This is a genomic window from Achromobacter sp. SX5 (assembly GCF_056711425.1).
On sequence record NZ_CM160041.1, the window covers coordinates 2,880,466 to 2,895,488 of the forward strand.

Consider the following 15,023-nt stretch of genomic DNA (forward strand, 5'->3'; position numbering starts at 1 on the left):
AAGAATGGGTCAGAGCAGGGCGGCCAGGCGTCCGGACACCAGGCCGTGGGCCTGGTCCATGATGCGGCGCACCAGGTCGCCGCAGGCCGGAATGTCGTCGATCAGGCCCTGGATCATGCCCACGGTCCAGATGCCGCTTTCGACGTCGCCGCTTTCGTAGACGCCGCGCCCCTTGGCGCCGGCCACCAGCGGACCGATGCGGTCGATGCCCGCGCCGGCGCGCTCCAGCGCCACCACCTCGGCCGACAGCTGGTTGGCCCAGACGCGGCTGGTGTTGCGCAGGCTGCGCAGGATCAGCCGGGTGTCGGTTTCGCTGGAGCGGGTGATGGCTTGCTTGATCGACTCGTGCACCGGCGACTCCCGGGTGCACATGAAGCGCGTGCCCATGTTGATGCCCTCGGCGCCCAGGGCCAGCGCGGCCACCAGGCCGCGCGCGTCGCCGAAGCCGCCCGAGGCGATCACCGGTATCGACACCTGCGCCACCGTGGCCGGAATCAGGATCAGGCCCGGAATGTCGTTCTCGCCCACGTGGCCGGCGCACTCATAGCCGTCGATGGACACGATGTCCACGCCGATCTCCTGCGCCTTGCGGGCATGGCGCGGGGTGGTGCATTTGTGGATCACGCGCACGCCGGCGGCCTTCAGGGCCGGCATGTGTTCGCCGGGATTGTTGCCGGCCGTCTCCACGATCTTGACGCCCGATTCGATGATGGCGTCGCGGTACTCGGCGTACGGCACCGGCTTGAGCGTGGGCAGGAAGGTCAGGTTCACGCCGAAGGGGCGGTCCGTCATCTCGCGCATGCGGGCGATTTCGCGGCGCAGGTGCTCGGGGCTGGGCTGGGTCAGCGCGGTCAGTATGCCCAGCGCGCCGGCGTTGGAGACGGCCGCGGCGAGTTCGGCGCGGGCCACCCACTGCATGCCGCCCTGGACGATGGGATGCTCGATGCCGAGCATGCGGGTTACTGCGGTCTGCACATTGTGCTCCTTGTCTTCTCTATAGGTCGGCGCGGTAGGGCGAGCAGTCCGGCGCCAGCGTCAGCGGGGCGCCGGTAAGCGCCTGCAGCGCCTCCAGCGTCCAGCCTTCGGCCAGGCGGCGCACGACCAGTCCCGCGGCGGTGACGTCGATCACCGCCAGATCGGTGTAGATGCGGTCCACGCAGTCCGGCGCGGTGAGGGGATAGCTGCATTGCTCCAGGATGCGCGGCGCGCCGTCGCGGGTGCAGTGCTCCATCAACACCCAGACCTGTTCGGCGCCGGCCGCCAGGTCCATGGCCCCGCCCACGCCCGGGATCTGGCCGGGGGCGTCCACGGTCCAGTTGGCCAGGTCGCCATTGGCCGCCACCTGGAACGCGCCCAGGCAGGCGATGTCGATATGGCCGCCGCGGATCATCAGGAACGATTCGCTGTGGCTGAACACCGAGGCGCCGGGCAGCAGCGTCACCGGCAGCTTGCCGGCGTTGATCACGTCGTAGTCTTCCTCGCCCGGGGCCGGCGCCGGCCCCAGGCCCAGCAGGCCCTGTTCGCTGTGCAGCATGAGCTCGCGGCCGGGCGGCACGTGGTCGGCGATCAGGGTCGGCAGGCCGATGCCGAGGTTGACGCAGGCGCCGTCCGGTATGTCCCGGGCGGCGACGCGGGCGATATCCTGGCGGCTAAGCCTTGCGCTCATTGGGCACCTCCACTAAACGATCCACGAAAACGCCCGGCGTGACGATGTGTTCCGGGTCCAGCGCGCCCAGCGGCACGATGCCGCGCACCTGGGCGACGACCAGCCTGGCCGCGCCGGCCATGACGGGGTTGTTGATGCGCGCGCCGCGGTGATAGACCAGATTGCCCCAGCGGTCGCCGTGCAGGCCCTTGAGCAGCGCCACGTCGCCTTTGATGGGGCGCTCCAGCACGTAGGTCTGCCCGTCTATGACGCGGGTTTCCTTGCCCTCGGCCAGGCGGGTGCCGGCCGCGGTGCGCGTGAAGAAACCGCCGATGCCGGCCGCGCCGGCGCGGATGCGCTCGGCCAGGGTGCCCTGCGGCACCAGCTCCAGTTCGATCTTGCCCGCGCCGTACAGCTCGTCGAAGATCGTGCGGCCCTTGAGGCCGCGCGGAAACGAACACACCACCTTGCGGATGCGGCCGGCGGCCATCAGCTCGCTGACGATGTCGTCGCCGACGGTGGCGTTGTTGGCCACGATGGTCAGGCCCCGGACGCCCAGGTCCAGCAGGCCCTCCATCAGATCGGCCGGACGGCCGGAGGAACCGAAGCCGCCGACCAGGATGACCGAGTCATCCTTGATGCCGGCCACGGCTTCGGCTATGGAACTCACTTGCTTGTCGATCACGGCAGGCTCTCCCGGGTCAGTCCAGATCGTGGCCTTTCATATCGACGTTGCGGCGGGCGCGCTGCGCCAGATCGCGCAGCACCGGCCCGATCCGCGCGGCGTCGTCGACCGGCTCGGCCGCGGGGCCGCGGCGCCAGCCTTCCATCGCCGCCAGATGGCCGCCGCCCAGCTCGAAGATGCGGCCGGTCACGTCGCTGCTCTCGGCGCTGACCAGCCAGGCCACCGCCGGGGCGATCCAGCGCGGATGGCGCGCCTCGATCTCTGCGGCGCTGCGCTCGCGCAGGCCTTCGGTCATGCGGGTCTGGGCATGGGGATTGATCGCGTTGACCGTCACGCCGTAGCGCTTGAGCTCGCGCGCGGCGATGATGGTCATGGCGGCGATGCCCGCCTTGGCCGCGCCGTAGTTGATCTGGCCGATATTGCCGTACAGCCCCGAGGACGAAGAGGTGTTCACGATGCGCCCGCCGACCGGCTCGCCGGTCTTCTTGCACAGGTCGCGCCAGTGGGCGGCCGCGTGGCGCGACGGCGCGAACGTGCCTTTCAGGTGCACCTCGATGACGGCGTCCCATTCCTCTTCGCTCATATTGCACAGCGTGCGGTCGCGCAGGATGCCGGCGTTATTGACCAGGCCGTGCAGCGCGCCGTAGTGGTCCAGCGCCGCCTCGATCATGCGCCGGGCGCCGGCGAAGTCGGCCACGTTCTCGTGGTTGGCGATGGCCTGGCCGCCGCTTTCGACGATCTCGCGCACGACGGCCGCGGCGGTGCTCTCGCCGGTGTCCTCGCCCGAGCGCGACACGCTCAGGTCGTTGACCACGACGCGCGCGCCCAGCCGCGCCAGCTGCAGCGCGTATTCGCGGCCGATGCCGCGGCCGGCGCCGGTCACGATCACGACCCGGTCTTTGCATAGTGTGGACATCGAAACTCCTTACTTGGATGGTCGGGAAACTTGTTGCGCGGCCGGACGGATCAGGCCGCCCCCTGGAACACGGGCGCGCGCTTCTGCGTGAACGCCAGCACCGCCTCGCGGTGATCGGGGCTGTCGACGCATTCGACGTGGCGCTCGCATTCGCGATCGAGCAGGGCGGCCAGGTCCAGCGCCAGGCCGTCATTGAGGTTTTCCTTCATGCGGGCCACGGCCGGCTGCGGGCCGCGGGCCAGGGCGCCGGCGATGGCGGCCACCTCCGGTTCGAGCCGGTCCGGGTCGTAGACCGCATTGAGCAGGCCCAGGCGCTCGGCCTGCGCGGCCGACAGCATCGGCGAGCGCAGGTAGAGTTCGCGCGCCTTGGCCGGGCCGACGATGCGCGGCAGGAAATAATGGCCGCCGAAATCGCCCGGCACGCCCGCGCCGATAAAGCCGGTGCGCAGCCTGGCGCTGGCATCCCCATAACGCAGGTCGCAGGCCAGCGCCAGCGACAGCCCCGCGCCCACGGCCGCGCCGCGGATCATGGCGATGGCGGGCTTGGGCATGCCGTGCAGGTATTCGACGATGCGGGTGCGCCCGCGCATGGCGGCGATGCGCTGGGCGGGCGAGGGCGGCGCGGACTCGGCCTGGCGGCGCATGCGGTCCATGTCGCCGCCCGCGCAAAAGGCGCCGCCCGCGCCGGCCAGCACCACGGCGCCGACCGCCGGATCGCGCCCGGCGGCCTCCAGCGCGTCGCGCAGCACCTCATACAGGGCAGGGCTGAGCGCGTTGCGGCGGTCGGGCCGGTTCAGCGTCAGCCACAGCACGCCCGCCTCCAGGCGGACGATCAGTTCTTGCTCCAGTGCCATGGCCTTCCAGTTCGGTTGCGGAGATAACAGGCCCCTATGTTGCGGCGTTTTGGCCCGCGGGCCGCGCCCGGGCCCGGCCGGCCGCCGCAAAAAGAGTCCGTATCGTGAACTCGCGCTTCAACCGGCGCGGGGCAGGGGGCACAATGACGGCAAAACAAGCGTCCGCAATGTAGACCATTAAAAACACGCCCCACGGCCCGGCCGCGGGCGAGGAGACCATCATGAACCAGGCCAGCACCGGCGGCGCCATCGGCGCCGCGGGCACCCAGTCATTGCAGCGCGCCATCGCCTTGCTGCGCATCATCGCGGTCAACAACCGCAGCGGCAGCCGGCTGGTGGAGCTGTATCGGCGCACCGGGCTGGAACGTCCCACCGCGCACCGGCTGCTGCAGGGCATGGTGGCCGAAAAGCTGATCCGCCAGGACCTGCAGAGCAAGCGCTATTACCTGGGCGCGCTGGCCTACGAGCTGGGCCTGGCCGCCGCGCCCAAGCTGGCGGTGCGCGACATCTGCCTGCCTTATGTGGAAGCGGTGGCCGAGCACACCGGCGACACGGTGTTCCTGACCGTGCGCTCGGGTTTCGACGGCATCTGCGTGGCGCGCGCCGACGGCGCTTTCCCCATAAAGATGTTCGTGCACGACGTGGGCCGGCACCGGCCGCTGAACGTCGGCGCCAGCGGCCTGGCGCTGCTGAGCGCGCTGCCCGACGACGAGATCGACCGCATCTGCCGCATCAACGTCGAGCGCACGCGCCGCAAGAGCCCGCGCTTTACCGAGGCGGCCCTGCGGGCCAGTATCGAAAGCACCCGCCGCCGCGGCTACGCCACCAACAAGGTCATGGACGAGCCGCCGGTGCATTCGGTCGGCATGGCGATCCGCGCGCCCGATGGCACGCCGGCCGCCGGCATCAGCGTGTCCACGCTGGCCTCGCGCCTGGGGCACGACCGGCTGGAGATGGTGGTGCGCTGCCTGGACGACACCGTGCGCTCGATCGAGGCCGAGCTGCGCGGCTACGTGGACCGCGACCGCGTCCCGTACGCCATGCCCACGCTGGCGCTGGCCTGAACGGGCGCCGGAATTCCACACAGTGGACCCGAATCTGCGCGGCGCGCGCCAGCGGGCGGCGCACGGCCGCCGCCCGCCTCTTAGACTGCGGACGACGTGAACCGAAGGGCAAGCCGGTTCCGGTATTCCAAAAATCCACGCACAGTCTGAGGAGACACCCTATGCTGAACTTTCGTCCATTCGGATTGCGGCTGGCCGGCCGCATCGGAGCAGGGCTGCTGGCCGCGGGCCTGGCCCTGCCTGCGCTCGCGGAATATCCCGCGGACCGGCCCGTGCAGTTCATTTCGCCCTACGCCGCCGGCGGAGCGAACGATTACCTGACGCGCCTGATGGCCCGCTACATGGGCGAGTCGCTGAAGGCCAATATCGTGGTCGACAACAAAAGCGGCGCCAACGGCATGATAGGCGCGTCGGCCGTGGCCAAGTCCACGCCGGACGGCTACACCATCCTCATGGGCAACAGCGCCACGCACGGCACCAATCCCACGCTGTACAAGAAACAGCCCTACGACGCCAGCAAGGACTTCACGCCCGTGGCCATGGTGGCGTCGGTGCCCATTGTGATGGTGGTCAACGCCGGGCTGGGCATCGACAGCGTGCAGGACCTGCTGGCCTACGGCAAGACCCACCGCCTGTCCTTCGGCAGCAGCGGCGTGGGCGGCACGGGCCACCTCACCGGCGAGGCCTTCAAGGCCGCCACCGGCCTGGACATGGTGCACGTACCGTACAAGGGCGACAGCCCGGCCGTCACGGACGCGATGGGCGGCCAGGTCGACCTGGCCTTCGTGGGCACGGCCTCGGCCACCACGCAGCAGGCGTCCGGCCGCATCAAGATCCTGGCGGTCGCCCATCCGCAGCGCACGCGCGCGCTGCCCGACGTGCCCACCATGGCCGAGGCCGGCTATCCGGGGCTGGAGTTCTCGCAGTGGTATGCGCTGTTCGCGCCGGCCGGTACGCCCGAGGCCGTGGTGCAGAAACTGAACGCGGCCAACAAGGCCGCGCTGGCCAATCCCGAGGTGCAGAAAAGCCTGGACGCGCAATCGGCCGAAGGCGCCTACCGCACGCCGCAGGAGCTGGGCGCGTTCTACCAGTCGGAAATCGCGCGCTTCGGCGACTGGATCAGGAAACTGAAGCTGTCTGCGGAATAAGCGCAGGATGGCGGGCGGCGCTGTCGGCCGCCCGCAAGGCCGTCAGGCCTGGGCTTCGGCGCGGGCGCGCTGCACCGCCGGGCGCGCCTCGACGCGCGCCAGGTAGTCGGTCAGCTTGGGAAACTTGGCCATGTCCACGCCGTCGGCTTCCAGCCAGCTGCCGATGGTGTACAGGTAGCCGTCGGACACGCTGTAGCGCTCGCCGGCGATCCAGGGGCCGGCGATCTGCGTTTCGAGGTAGGCCGCGCAGGCGGTCATGGCCTGCGGCACCTTGGCGCGCATGGCCTCGTGCGCGGCCGGATCGTCGGCCCAGCGCGCCCCGCGCCGCTTGTGCGCGTGCGCCACGTGGGCGGTGGAAGCCAGATAGCTGTTCAGTTCCTGCATGCGCGCGAACGCATACGGATCGTCCAGCGGCGCCAGCCCGGCCTCGGGAAAGCGCTGCGCCACAAAGGCCAGCAGCGCCGGGGTCTCGGTCAGCACGCCGTGTTCGGTGGCCAGCGCGGGCACGCGGCCCTTGGGGTTGACGCGCAGGTACTCGGGGCTTTGCTGCTGCCCGGCGCTGAAATCCAGCTTGACCAGATCGAAGTCGGCGCCGGCTTCATGCAGGGCGATATGGGTGGCAAGCGCGCAAGTGCCAGGGGCGGAGTAAAAGGTCCAGCGGGACATCGGCATCCTCTTTCGGCAGGGTGAAAAAACCATTATCCCCCCATCGCGGCGGCCCTCCAAGACCGCGCCCGCCGACCGGGAATTCAGGCCGCCGGCAGGTTGGACCAGCCCAGCAGGCCCACATAAATGCCCACGGCTATGATCAGCACCCCGGACAGGTACGGCGCCCGCCGCGCCAGCGCGCCCAGCCAGGGCGCATGCCGCGCCGCGTGGCGCACGCCCAGCGCCGCGACCGCGCCCACCGTCACCAGCGTGATGGCCAGCCCGATGGAAAAACACAGCACCAGCACCGCGCCCAGCGTGAACTCCTTCAATTGCAGACACAGCAGCAGCACCGTGATGGCGGCCGGACAGGGAATCAGGCCGCCGGTCAGGCCGAACAGCGCGATCTGCCAGTTGGTGACGCGCCGGTTGGCGAAGCGGCGCTGGATGTCGCTGGCGTGCGCGCGCTGGTGCGCGTCCTGGTATTGCCCACCGTCGTCGTGATGATGGTGGTGGTGATCGTGGTCGTGATGATGGTGGTGGTGATGATGGTGGCCGTGCGCCGCCTGCTGTTCGCGCCAGGTGCGCCAGCACATCCAGATCGCGATCAGCACGATGACCACGCCCGAGGCCAGCTGGAAGTAGGGCTCTATGGCCTCGGCGTCCACGCCTTGCCACAGCAGCATGCCGCCCAGGCCGATGCCCCAGACCACCAGGGTATGCGACACCGTCGCCGTCAGCCCCAGCAGCACCGCCTGCCACACCGTGCCGCGGATCGCGACGATGAAGGCGGCCATCATGGTCTTGGAGTGGCCGGGCTCCAGCCCGTGCAGGGCGCCCAGCAGGATGGCGCTGGGAATGAACAGCCAGGCGTGCGCGGCGCCCTGGGCAAGCAATTCGGAGAAGGACAGCATCAGGGGGGGCGCCTACAGTTGCAAGGCGGCAATCTTATTCCCCCCCGGCGGGATTTGCGGACAATACCCATGACGCCCGCCGGGGCGTCATGGGCCCGCTTCAGTCGGCGTGCAGGTTGGCGCCCGGACGATCCTTGACCAGCGTCACTGCGATGAACGATATCGCCGCCATCACGATGAGGTAGACGCCCACCATCCAGGACAGCCCGGTGGCCGTGATGATGGCCTGGGCGATCATGGCGGCGAAGGCGCCGCCGAAGATGGAGCCCAGCGCATAGCCCGTGGACACGCCCGAATAGCGCACGTCCGCCGGGAACATCTCGGCGTAAAGCGCCGCCTGCGGGCCATAGGTCAGGCCCAGCGGCACGGCCATCACCACCAGGGCGAACGCGAACTGCGTGACGTCGCCCGAGTCGATGAAGCTCCACATCGGAATGGCCCACAGCGCCAGCAGCACATAGCCCAGCTGGAAGGTGCGCACGCGGCCGATGCGGTCGCCCAGCCAGCCGCCCAGCAGCGTGGAGCCCAGCCAGCAGACCGCCGCCAGCGTGCAGATCATCAGCACTTCCTGGGCCGGCATGTGCAGCGCCCGGCTGCCATAGCTGATGAAGTAACCCACCAGCAGGTAGCCGCCCGTGCTGTTGCCCACGAAGATCAGCGTCGTCAGCACGATTTCGCGCGGATGCTTGCGCAGCAGCGTGCCCAGCGGCGCCGAGGAATGGCTGCGGCGCGAGCGCATCTCCAGGAACACCGGCGATTCCTCCACCGCGCGGCGGATGATCACCCCGACGATGATGAGCGCGATGGACAGCAGGAACGAAATGCGCCAGCCCCAGGCCATGAAGCGCTCCGACCCGATCGCCGCCGTGATGAGCCACAGCACGCCGGTGGCCACGATCATGCCCAGCGGCACGCCGATCTGCGGAAACGCGCCGAACAGCGCGCGGCGGTTGCCGGGCGCGTGCTCCACCGCCATCAGCGCCGCGCCGCCCCATTCGCCGCCGGCCGAGAAGCCCTGCAGCACCCGCAGCGCCACCAGCATGATGGGCGCCCAGATGCCGATCTGCGCGTAAGTGGGCAGCACGCCGATCAGCGACGTGGACACGCCCATCAGGATGAGCGTGGCGGCCAGCACCCGCTTGCGGCCGTAGCGGTCGCCCATGTAGCCGCAGAACAGAGCGCCCAGCGGCCGGAACAGAAAGGCCACGCCCACCGTCGCGAACGACAGGATCAGCGACAGCTCGGGGTTTTCTTTGGCGAAGGGGGAAAAGAACAGCGACCCCAGCACCAGGCCGGCGGCCTGGACGTAGATGAAATAGTCGTACCACTCGATGGCCGAACCGACCAGCGTGGCCGCCAGCACCTTGCGGTCTTCGGCGCTGACCAGTGCGCCGGGCGCAGCGGGAGCGCCCGCGGCGCCGGCGGCGGAAAGTTCTGTCTGCATGGATGTCTCCTTGGGGGCTTGCAGCGGGTCCTGCTTTTGTGTGTTCTTCAGAGAGGGCGCCGCCGCGCCGGGCGGGCGCGGCGGCGCAGCTTGCCTTGCCCGTTCAGGCCGCGGCCGTTTCGGCCGCCGGCGCGGTCTGGGGCAGGGGGCGGGTGCCCGGGATACGCACGGCCTGCTCGATGTCGCCGAACAGGCTCTGGCCCGCGTCGTCGCGCATGCCGATGCGGACCCGGTCGCCATGCTTGAGGAAGGGCGTGCTGACCGCGCCGTCGCGCAGCTTTTCGCGCACCTGGGCCTCCACCAGGCAACAGACGCCGGCGGCGTCGCTGGCGTTGGAGATGGTGCCGCTGCCCAGCAGCGTGCCGGCGCCCAGGCGGCGGGTGCGGGCCGCATGCGCGATCAGTTCGCCGAAATGGAACTGCATTTCCTCGCCGGCCTGGGGCTGGCCGATCTGCTTGTCGTTGAGCCAGACGTGCATGGCGCGGTGCAGCTTGCCGCCGCGCCAGTAGGGCGACAGCTCGTCGGGCGTGACCAGCACGGGCGACAGCGCCGAGGCCGGCTTGCCCTGCACGAAGCCGAAGCCCTTGGCCAGTTCCGGCAGCACGATGTTGCGCAGCGTCACGTCGTTGATGAGACCTAGCAGCACCACGTGGTCCAGCGCCTTGTCCGCGTCCACGCCCAGCGGCACGTCGTCGGTGACCACGATGACCTCGGCTTCCAGGTCCACGCCCAGGTCCTCGCTGGCGGCCGTGATGTCTTCGCGCGGCCCCATGAAGTCGTCCGAGCCGCCCTGATACATCACCGGATCGGTCAGGAACGAGGGCGGCATTTCGCCGCCGCGGGCGCGGCGCGTCAGGTCCACGTGGTTCAGGTAGGCCGAGGCGTCCAGCCATTGGTAGGCGCGCGGCAGCGGGGCGGCGCAGCGCGCCGGGTCGAAGGACTGGCTGGGGCCGGCGCCGGAATCCAGCGATTCGTATTCGGCCTGCAGCAGCGGGGCCTTGCGGGCCCAGTCGTCCAGCGCCTGCTGCAGGGTCGCGGCGATGTGCGCAACGGCGCGCATGCGCGTCAGGTTGCGGTTCACGACGACCAGTTCGCCATCGCGGGTGCCGTTCGTCAGGGTGGCGAGTTTCATATTCAGATTGCTCCGTAGATAGAGGCCGGCCCCCGCCAGGGGGGCCGCAGGATCAGGCGGTGAGCGCGGCCCACATCTCGCGATCGCGCTCGGCGGTCCAGACGCGCGGCACCGAAATGCCGCTGGCCTCGTCAAAGGCGCGGGAGATGTCGAACGGAATGCAGTGCTCGTAGATGAAGACGTGACCGAACTTCGGATCCATCACGCGGCGCGTGTCTTCGTAGACCTGCTTCAGGCTCTTGCCCTTGGCCACGCCGTCCTGGGCGCAGCCGTACAGGGTCTGCACCCAGCTGCGCGTGTAGTCGATGGCTTCGCGGCAGCCTTCCGGCGTGGTCAGCGCGGGGCCGCGGCCCGGCACCATCTGGCGCGGCTGCAGCGCCTGCAGCTTGTCCAGCGTGGACGGCCAGTCGGCCAAGTGGGCGTCGCCGGTGTAGACGCCGGCGTTGAACTCCACCAGGTCCCCGGAGAAACAGATGCCCTGCGACGGAATCCACACCACCGAGTCGCCGCGGGTATGGGCGGACCCGAGGTGCATCATGCGCACTTCCAGGCTGCCCAGGAAGATGGTCAGCTCGCGTTCGAACACCACAGTGGGCCAGGTCAGCCCGGGGATGGTCTCGACGGACTGGAACAGGCGCGGGAAGCGGCCGATCTCCGAATCCATGTCGGCCTGGCCGCGCTCCACGATCAGGTCATGGGTGCCGCGGCTGGCGAACACGTTGACCGCGCCCTCGGCGGCGAAGGCAGAGGCCCCCAGCACGCGCACGGCATGGTAGTGGGTGAGGGCGACGTGGCGGATGGGCTTGTCGGTCACGCCGCGGATCGCGCGGATCAGGCCCTGCGCCATGGCCGGCGTGGCGGTCACGTCGACCACCATCACGCAATCGTCGCCGATGATCACGCCCGAATTGGGATCGCCGTCGGCCACGTAGGCGTAAGCGTTCTCGGACAGGCGTTGGAAGGAGACCTTTTTTTCCGTCAGGTCGGCCTGGGAGGCGAAGGGTTTGCTCATGGTGTTCCTTTACTTGATGGGGGGTGGCGGGCGGCCTCAGCCGGCGTGTTCACGGCGGCGCTCGGCGCTGCTGGTGCCGGTGGCGCCGGGCTTGAGGCCGGCGGCCTTGTCCAGGGTCCAGGCGGCCAGTTCGTCATGCGCACTGCGGCGCTTGCGGCTGACGTATTCGTCCTTGGGCACGCGCACGGTCAGTTCCAGCCGGATGCCGTTGGGGTCGAAGAAATAGATCGAGCGGATGAAGTGGTGGTCCGTCGGGCCCACGACTTCGATGCCGTGTTCGACGAGCCGCCGGCGCATGCGCTCCAGTTCGGCCTCGCTGTCGATCTCCATGGCGAAGTGGTTGACCCAGCGCGGGGTGTCCGGATCGAACTCGCTCAGCCGGTTGTCGCCCAGGTCGAAGAAGGCGATGTAGGAGTGGTCCGCGAACTCGAAGAACAGGTGCACGTAGGGGCACAGTTCTCCGGTCGAGGGCACGCGCTCCTCCTTGATGACGTGGACCAGCGGCAGGCCCAGCACGTCTTCGTAGAAGCGGCGGGTCTCCTCGGCGTCGCGGCAGCGCCACGCGAAGTGGTGCAGGCCCTTGATGGACTGGTTGGACTGCGATGGATTGAGCGTCATGGCGCCGTCTCCTTCAGGGTAGGGTCAGCGCCGGCGAATCCGGATGATCCGCCAGCGTTTTGTCCAGGATCGCCTGGGCCCGGGGGCCGTCGTCCAGGGCTTCGATCAGGCACAGCGACAGCCGCGCGAGGCGGTCGCGTTGGGCCACGGGGTCGGGCACGTCCGTCAGCGCCACCAGGCGCTCGAGCAGATCGTCAAGCTGTTGCTGAGAAAGCGACATGGCTGGCATCTCCGGATTTGGGGAGGCTGCTGGCCTCCGGGAAGGATTGGAACGAGGAGGAGAGGGCGGAGGCCCGGCCGAGCGCCTCGGCCACCCAGGCCAGCAGCGCGTCGGCGTCCTGCACCTCGGGCGCGCTGGCGGCCATGACGTGCTGGTCGGGACGCAGCAGCCAGGCCTGGCCGTCCATCGCGACGCCGAGCTGGTGCGCCAGCGCGGCGCGTCCGCGTTCATCGCACAGCGGGCCGACGGCCACCCATTTCACGAGCGAGTTCTCGTCCTGCCCGGCGGGCGCGCCGGCCGGCAGCGCGTCGCCGAACACCAGCACCGTGAACCACGGTCCGGCCACGTCGTACAGCGTCAGGCCATCGGCGCGGCGCAGCACGATGTTGGGCAGCGCGCGCCCGGCATGGGCGTGCGCGCCGCGCACCAGCGGCGAGGGGGGATAGACGGCGGGCATGCACAGGCGGCCGGTATTGACCATGCGGGCCACGGTTTCGTGCGTCGGGGCCAGCCCGATGATGGCGTCGCGCCACATGGCGGCCGAGCTGCCCGGGGCCGGATAGACGAAGCGGGCGGAGCGGCGCGCCTGGCGGATGTTTTCCATCGCCGCGTGCCGGCGTTCCACGCTATAGGTGTCCAGCAGCGACTCGTCGGCCTTGCCGGCCAGCACCAGGGCGAGCTTCCAGCCCAGGTTGTCCGCGTCCTGGATGCCGCCGTTGCCGCCGCGCGCGCCGAAGGGCGCGAGCAGGTGGGCCGAGTCGCCGGCGAACAGCACGTGGTGGTGGCGCAGGTTGTCCAGGCATTCGTGGCGGTAGGCCCAGACGCCGTGCCAGGCGATGTCGAACTCCACTTTCTCGCCCAGCAGGTCCCAGACGCGCTGGCGCATGGATGCTTCGGTGACCGCCTGCGCGGCGTCCTCTTCGGGACGCAGCTGGAAGTCCAGCCGCCAGGTGTCGTCGGCCATCTTGTGGCGCCAGACCGCGCGGCCGTGGTTGCTCTGGGCGTCCAGCCAGGTCCAGCGCTCTTCGGGCCAGGTGGTGTTGCGCAGGACGATGTCGATGATGACCCAGCGGTCCTCGGTGCGGTCGTGCACCCGCGGGCGCAGGCCCAGCATGCCGCAGATCGGGCTGTTGGCGCCGTCACAGGCAATCACCCATTGCGCGCTGACGCGGTAGGGGCCGTCCGGGGTCTCGACCTCCAGCGTGGCGGGGCCGTTCTTGCCCGGCTCGATGCCGGTGACCCGGTTCAGCCAGCGCAACTCGGCCAGCGGCTCCTGCACCAGCGCATCGACCAGGAAGGATTCCAGGTAGTACTGTTGCAGGTTCACGAAGCCGTTGTGGCGCATGTCGGGCTGGTCCTGCAGCGTGAAGGACGCCACGGCCTGGTCCTTGCACAGCACGCGGCCGACGTTCCAGTGCACGCCGGTGCCGACGATGCCGCCGACCGCGCGCAGCCGGTCCAGGATGTCCAGCGAGCGCTGGGCCCAGACCATGCCGCGCGAGGCCAGGCCGCGCACGCCGACCGTATTGTCGTCATCCAGCACCACCACGGGCACGCCGCGGCGCGCCAGGTCCAGCGCCATCGTCAGGCCGGTCACGCCGGCCCCCACGACGACCACCGGATGCGGCTCGGCGCAAGGGTGGTCCATCTCCTCGGGTCGCTTGTAAGCGTAGATGGGAAGCTCTTTCATGGTTTTCCCTGATAGTTTGATTAATCTCATGGCACTGCGTTGCGGTTACCACTCTAGGAGCGTGTAATGGCTTCGTCATGTCCTCACGGACGAGGACACGCATCGGTCCTGGATGACCGTAGAATGGGAAAAAACACGCGCAAGCGGGGAATGACAGAACCATGGAAGAGACAAGCAATCCGCTACCCGCGGCGGCGGAGCCGGACCGATGGGTGGAGTCCGCCGTGATGGACCTGGGCGGTCCGATGTTCCATGCCGCGCTGCTGCTGTCCCTGCGCGAGGGCGTCGCCGCCGATCATGTGTCGCACGTGCTGTACGGCCATGACGGGCAGGTGCGGTACTCGTCGTCGGCCAGCCTGCTGAACCAGTCGCTCATCGAATGGACCACCAACGTCTATGTGGACGACGGCTTTTACCGCCGCGACCCCAATTACGCGCTGCTGCGCGACATGGCGTGCCAGCCCGAGCGCCATCCGGAGCTGATCATCCGCCCGGAGTCGCCCGAGCACATCTCGGACACGCAGTACCGGCGCGTGCTCTTCGAGCGCCCGGGATTCGCCAGCAAGATTTCGCTCATCGGCGCGCGCGGCGACGGCATCAGCTACGTGAACCTGTACTTTTCGCGCATGCACAGGCCCGAAGTCACCGAGCTGCTGCGCGTGCGCGCGCCGCTGCTGCTCGCGCTGGCGCGGCGCCACCACCAGTTGTGCGGCGCGCACGCCGAACCGGCGCGCGCGGCGAACTGGGCCTGTGGCCTGTCCTGGCGCGAGATCCAGGTGGCCGAACTGCTGCGCCAGGGCCATACCGCCAAGGAAGTGGGGCGCGAACTGGGCCTGTCGCCCGCTACCGTGATCACCTACAAGAACCGCATTTTCAAGAAGAACAACGTGGCCAGCCTGAAGGAATTCCTGGTCAAGGCGCCGGCGGCGGCCGGCGGCATCGAAAAATCGTCCTGAACATTCCGCGCGCCGGTTCCGAACAATATCGGACGGATGGAAGGGGATAGCCCCGCGCTATGATGCCCCCTCCGAAC

General features: G+C 69.3%; 16 protein-coding genes. 3 read left to right on the forward strand and 13 right to left on the reverse strand.

Annotation, left to right across the window (positions count from 1 at the left end):
• Positions 1-9 precede the first annotated feature (9 nt).
• The 5 genes from AC1M14_RS13605 to AC1M14_RS13625 are packed head-to-tail and all read right to left on the reverse strand — an operon-like array spanning position 10 to position 4,100.
• The gene (locus AC1M14_RS13605) at positions 10-975 is read right to left on the reverse strand and encodes an NAD(P)H-dependent flavin oxidoreductase (protein ID WP_209165372.1); all 966 of its coding nucleotides are present in this window, start codon (positions 973-975) and stop codon (positions 10-12) included.
• A 19-nt stretch (positions 976-994) separates the two neighbouring features.
• On the reverse strand, positions 995-1,666 hold the full coding sequence (locus AC1M14_RS13610) for a 3-oxoacid CoA-transferase subunit B (RefSeq protein ID WP_102771166.1): 672 nt from the start codon (positions 1,664-1,666) through the stop codon (positions 995-997).
• Entirely contained in the window at positions 1,650-2,330 is a 681-nt protein-coding gene (locus AC1M14_RS13615) for a 3-oxoacid CoA-transferase subunit A (protein ID WP_102771165.1), read from the reverse strand. Before AC1M14_RS13615 ends, AC1M14_RS13610 begins: the two co-directional genes overlap by 17 nt.
• 16 nt (positions 2,331-2,346) lie before the next feature.
• Positions 2,347-3,246 carry an SDR family NAD(P)-dependent oxidoreductase gene (locus tag AC1M14_RS13620; RefSeq protein WP_479729803.1) on the reverse strand — a complete coding sequence of 300 codons (900 nt, stop codon included), beginning with the start codon at positions 3,244-3,246 and terminating at the stop codon, positions 2,347-2,349.
• 50 nt (positions 3,247-3,296) lie between these two features.
• Positions 3,297-4,100, reverse strand: coding sequence for an enoyl-CoA hydratase-related protein (locus tag AC1M14_RS13625; RefSeq protein ID WP_479729804.1), 804 nt, complete (start codon positions 4,098-4,100; stop codon positions 3,297-3,299).
• Between the two features lie 221 nt (positions 4,101-4,321).
• Between AC1M14_RS13625 and AC1M14_RS13630 the strand changes: the two genes are divergently transcribed.
• Positions 4,322-5,164 (forward strand): IclR family transcriptional regulator, encoded by an 843-nt coding sequence (locus AC1M14_RS13630; protein WP_102771161.1) that lies wholly within the window; start codon positions 4,322-4,324, stop codon positions 5,162-5,164.
• A gap of 161 nt (positions 5,165-5,325) precedes the next feature.
• Positions 5,326-6,312 carry a Bug family tripartite tricarboxylate transporter substrate binding protein gene (locus AC1M14_RS13635; RefSeq protein ID WP_102771160.1) on the forward strand — a complete coding sequence of 329 codons (987 nt, stop codon included), beginning with the start codon at positions 5,326-5,328 and terminating at the stop codon, positions 6,310-6,312.
• 42 nt (positions 6,313-6,354) lie between these two features.
• On the opposite strand, the gene AC1M14_RS13640 is transcribed toward AC1M14_RS13635, so the two are convergent.
• The 8 genes from AC1M14_RS13640 to AC1M14_RS13675 all read right to left on the reverse strand — a co-directional run bounded on the left by AC1M14_RS13640 (position 6,355) and on the right by AC1M14_RS13675 (position 13,990).
• On the reverse strand, positions 6,355-6,978 hold the full coding sequence (locus AC1M14_RS13640; protein WP_209165369.1) for a glutathione S-transferase N-terminal domain-containing protein: 624 nt from the start codon (positions 6,976-6,978) through the stop codon (positions 6,355-6,357).
• Between the two features lie 83 nt (positions 6,979-7,061).
• Positions 7,062-7,874 (reverse strand): nickel/cobalt efflux transporter, encoded by an 813-nt coding sequence (locus AC1M14_RS13645; RefSeq protein ID WP_479729805.1) that lies wholly within the window; start codon positions 7,872-7,874, stop codon positions 7,062-7,064.
• Between the two features lie 100 nt (positions 7,875-7,974).
• On the reverse strand, positions 7,975-9,318 hold the full coding sequence (locus AC1M14_RS13650) for an MFS transporter (protein WP_209165368.1): 1,344 nt from the start codon (positions 9,316-9,318) through the stop codon (positions 7,975-7,977).
• A gap of 103 nt (positions 9,319-9,421) precedes the next feature.
• Positions 9,422-10,450, reverse strand: a complete 1,029-nt coding sequence (locus tag AC1M14_RS13655; protein WP_479729806.1) for a fumarylacetoacetate hydrolase family protein — start codon at positions 10,448-10,450, stop codon at positions 9,422-9,424.
• Between the two features lie 52 nt (positions 10,451-10,502).
• Positions 10,503-11,462, reverse strand: coding sequence for an MBL fold metallo-hydrolase (locus AC1M14_RS13660; RefSeq protein ID WP_102771155.1), 960 nt, complete (start codon positions 11,460-11,462; stop codon positions 10,503-10,505).
• 36 nt (positions 11,463-11,498) lie between these two features.
• Positions 11,499-12,080, reverse strand: a complete 582-nt coding sequence (locus AC1M14_RS13665; protein ID WP_111825163.1) for a VOC family protein — start codon at positions 12,078-12,080, stop codon at positions 11,499-11,501.
• Between the two features lie 13 nt (positions 12,081-12,093).
• Entirely contained in the window at positions 12,094-12,300 is a 207-nt protein-coding gene (locus tag AC1M14_RS13670) for a DUF2783 domain-containing protein (protein WP_102771153.1), read from the reverse strand.
• The gene (locus tag AC1M14_RS13675; RefSeq protein WP_479729807.1) at positions 12,275-13,990 is read right to left on the reverse strand and encodes an FAD-dependent oxidoreductase; all 1,716 of its coding nucleotides are present in this window, start codon (positions 13,988-13,990) and stop codon (positions 12,275-12,277) included. The genes AC1M14_RS13670 and AC1M14_RS13675 overlap by 26 nt, the downstream gene beginning before the upstream one ends.
• A 161-nt stretch (positions 13,991-14,151) precedes the next feature.
• On the opposite strand from AC1M14_RS13675, the gene AC1M14_RS13680 reads away from it, so the two are divergent.
• Positions 14,152-14,946: a helix-turn-helix transcriptional regulator gene (locus tag AC1M14_RS13680; protein ID WP_479729808.1), complete on the forward strand. Its 795-nt coding sequence runs from the start codon at positions 14,152-14,154 to the stop codon at positions 14,944-14,946.
• Positions 14,947-15,023 lie beyond the last annotated feature (77 nt).

Coding starts and splice junctions, on each gene's coding strand:
- AC1M14_RS13660 (WP_102771155.1), bottom strand. CDS start 11,462: ATGAGCAAACCCTTCGCCTCCCAGGCCGACCTGACGGAAAAAAAGGTC.
- AC1M14_RS13670 (WP_102771153.1), bottom strand. CDS start 12,300: ATGTCGCTTTCTCAGCAACAGCTTGACGATCTGCTCGAGCGCCTGGTG.
- AC1M14_RS13630 (WP_102771161.1), top strand. CDS start 4,322: ATGAACCAGGCCAGCACCGGCGGCGCCATCGGCGCCGCGGGCACCCAG.
- AC1M14_RS13645 (WP_479729805.1), bottom strand. CDS start 7,874: ATGCTGTCCTTCTCCGAATTGCTTGCCCAGGGCGCCGCGCACGCCTGG.
- AC1M14_RS13625 (WP_479729804.1), bottom strand. CDS start 4,100: ATGGCACTGGAGCAAGAACTGATCGTCCGCCTGGAGGCGGGCGTGCTG.
- AC1M14_RS13650 (WP_209165368.1), bottom strand. CDS start 9,318: ATGCAGACAGAACTTTCCGCCGCCGGCGCCGCGGGCGCTCCCGCTGCG.
- AC1M14_RS13675 (WP_479729807.1), bottom strand. CDS start 13,990: ATGAAAGAGCTTCCCATCTACGCTTACAAGCGACCCGAGGAGATGGAC.
- AC1M14_RS13640 (WP_209165369.1), bottom strand. CDS start 6,978: ATGTCCCGCTGGACCTTTTACTCCGCCCCTGGCACTTGCGCGCTTGCC.
- AC1M14_RS13680 (WP_479729808.1), top strand. CDS start 14,152: ATGGAAGAGACAAGCAATCCGCTACCCGCGGCGGCGGAGCCGGACCGA.
- AC1M14_RS13610 (WP_102771166.1), bottom strand. CDS start 1,666: ATGAGCGCAAGGCTTAGCCGCCAGGATATCGCCCGCGTCGCCGCCCGG.
- AC1M14_RS13665 (WP_111825163.1), bottom strand. CDS start 12,080: ATGACGCTCAATCCATCGCAGTCCAACCAGTCCATCAAGGGCCTGCAC.
- AC1M14_RS13655 (WP_479729806.1), bottom strand. CDS start 10,450: ATGAAACTCGCCACCCTGACGAACGGCACCCGCGATGGCGAACTGGTC.
- AC1M14_RS13635 (WP_102771160.1), top strand. CDS start 5,326: ATGCTGAACTTTCGTCCATTCGGATTGCGGCTGGCCGGCCGCATCGGA.
- AC1M14_RS13620 (WP_479729803.1), bottom strand. CDS start 3,246: ATGTCCACACTATGCAAAGACCGGGTCGTGATCGTGACCGGCGCCGGC.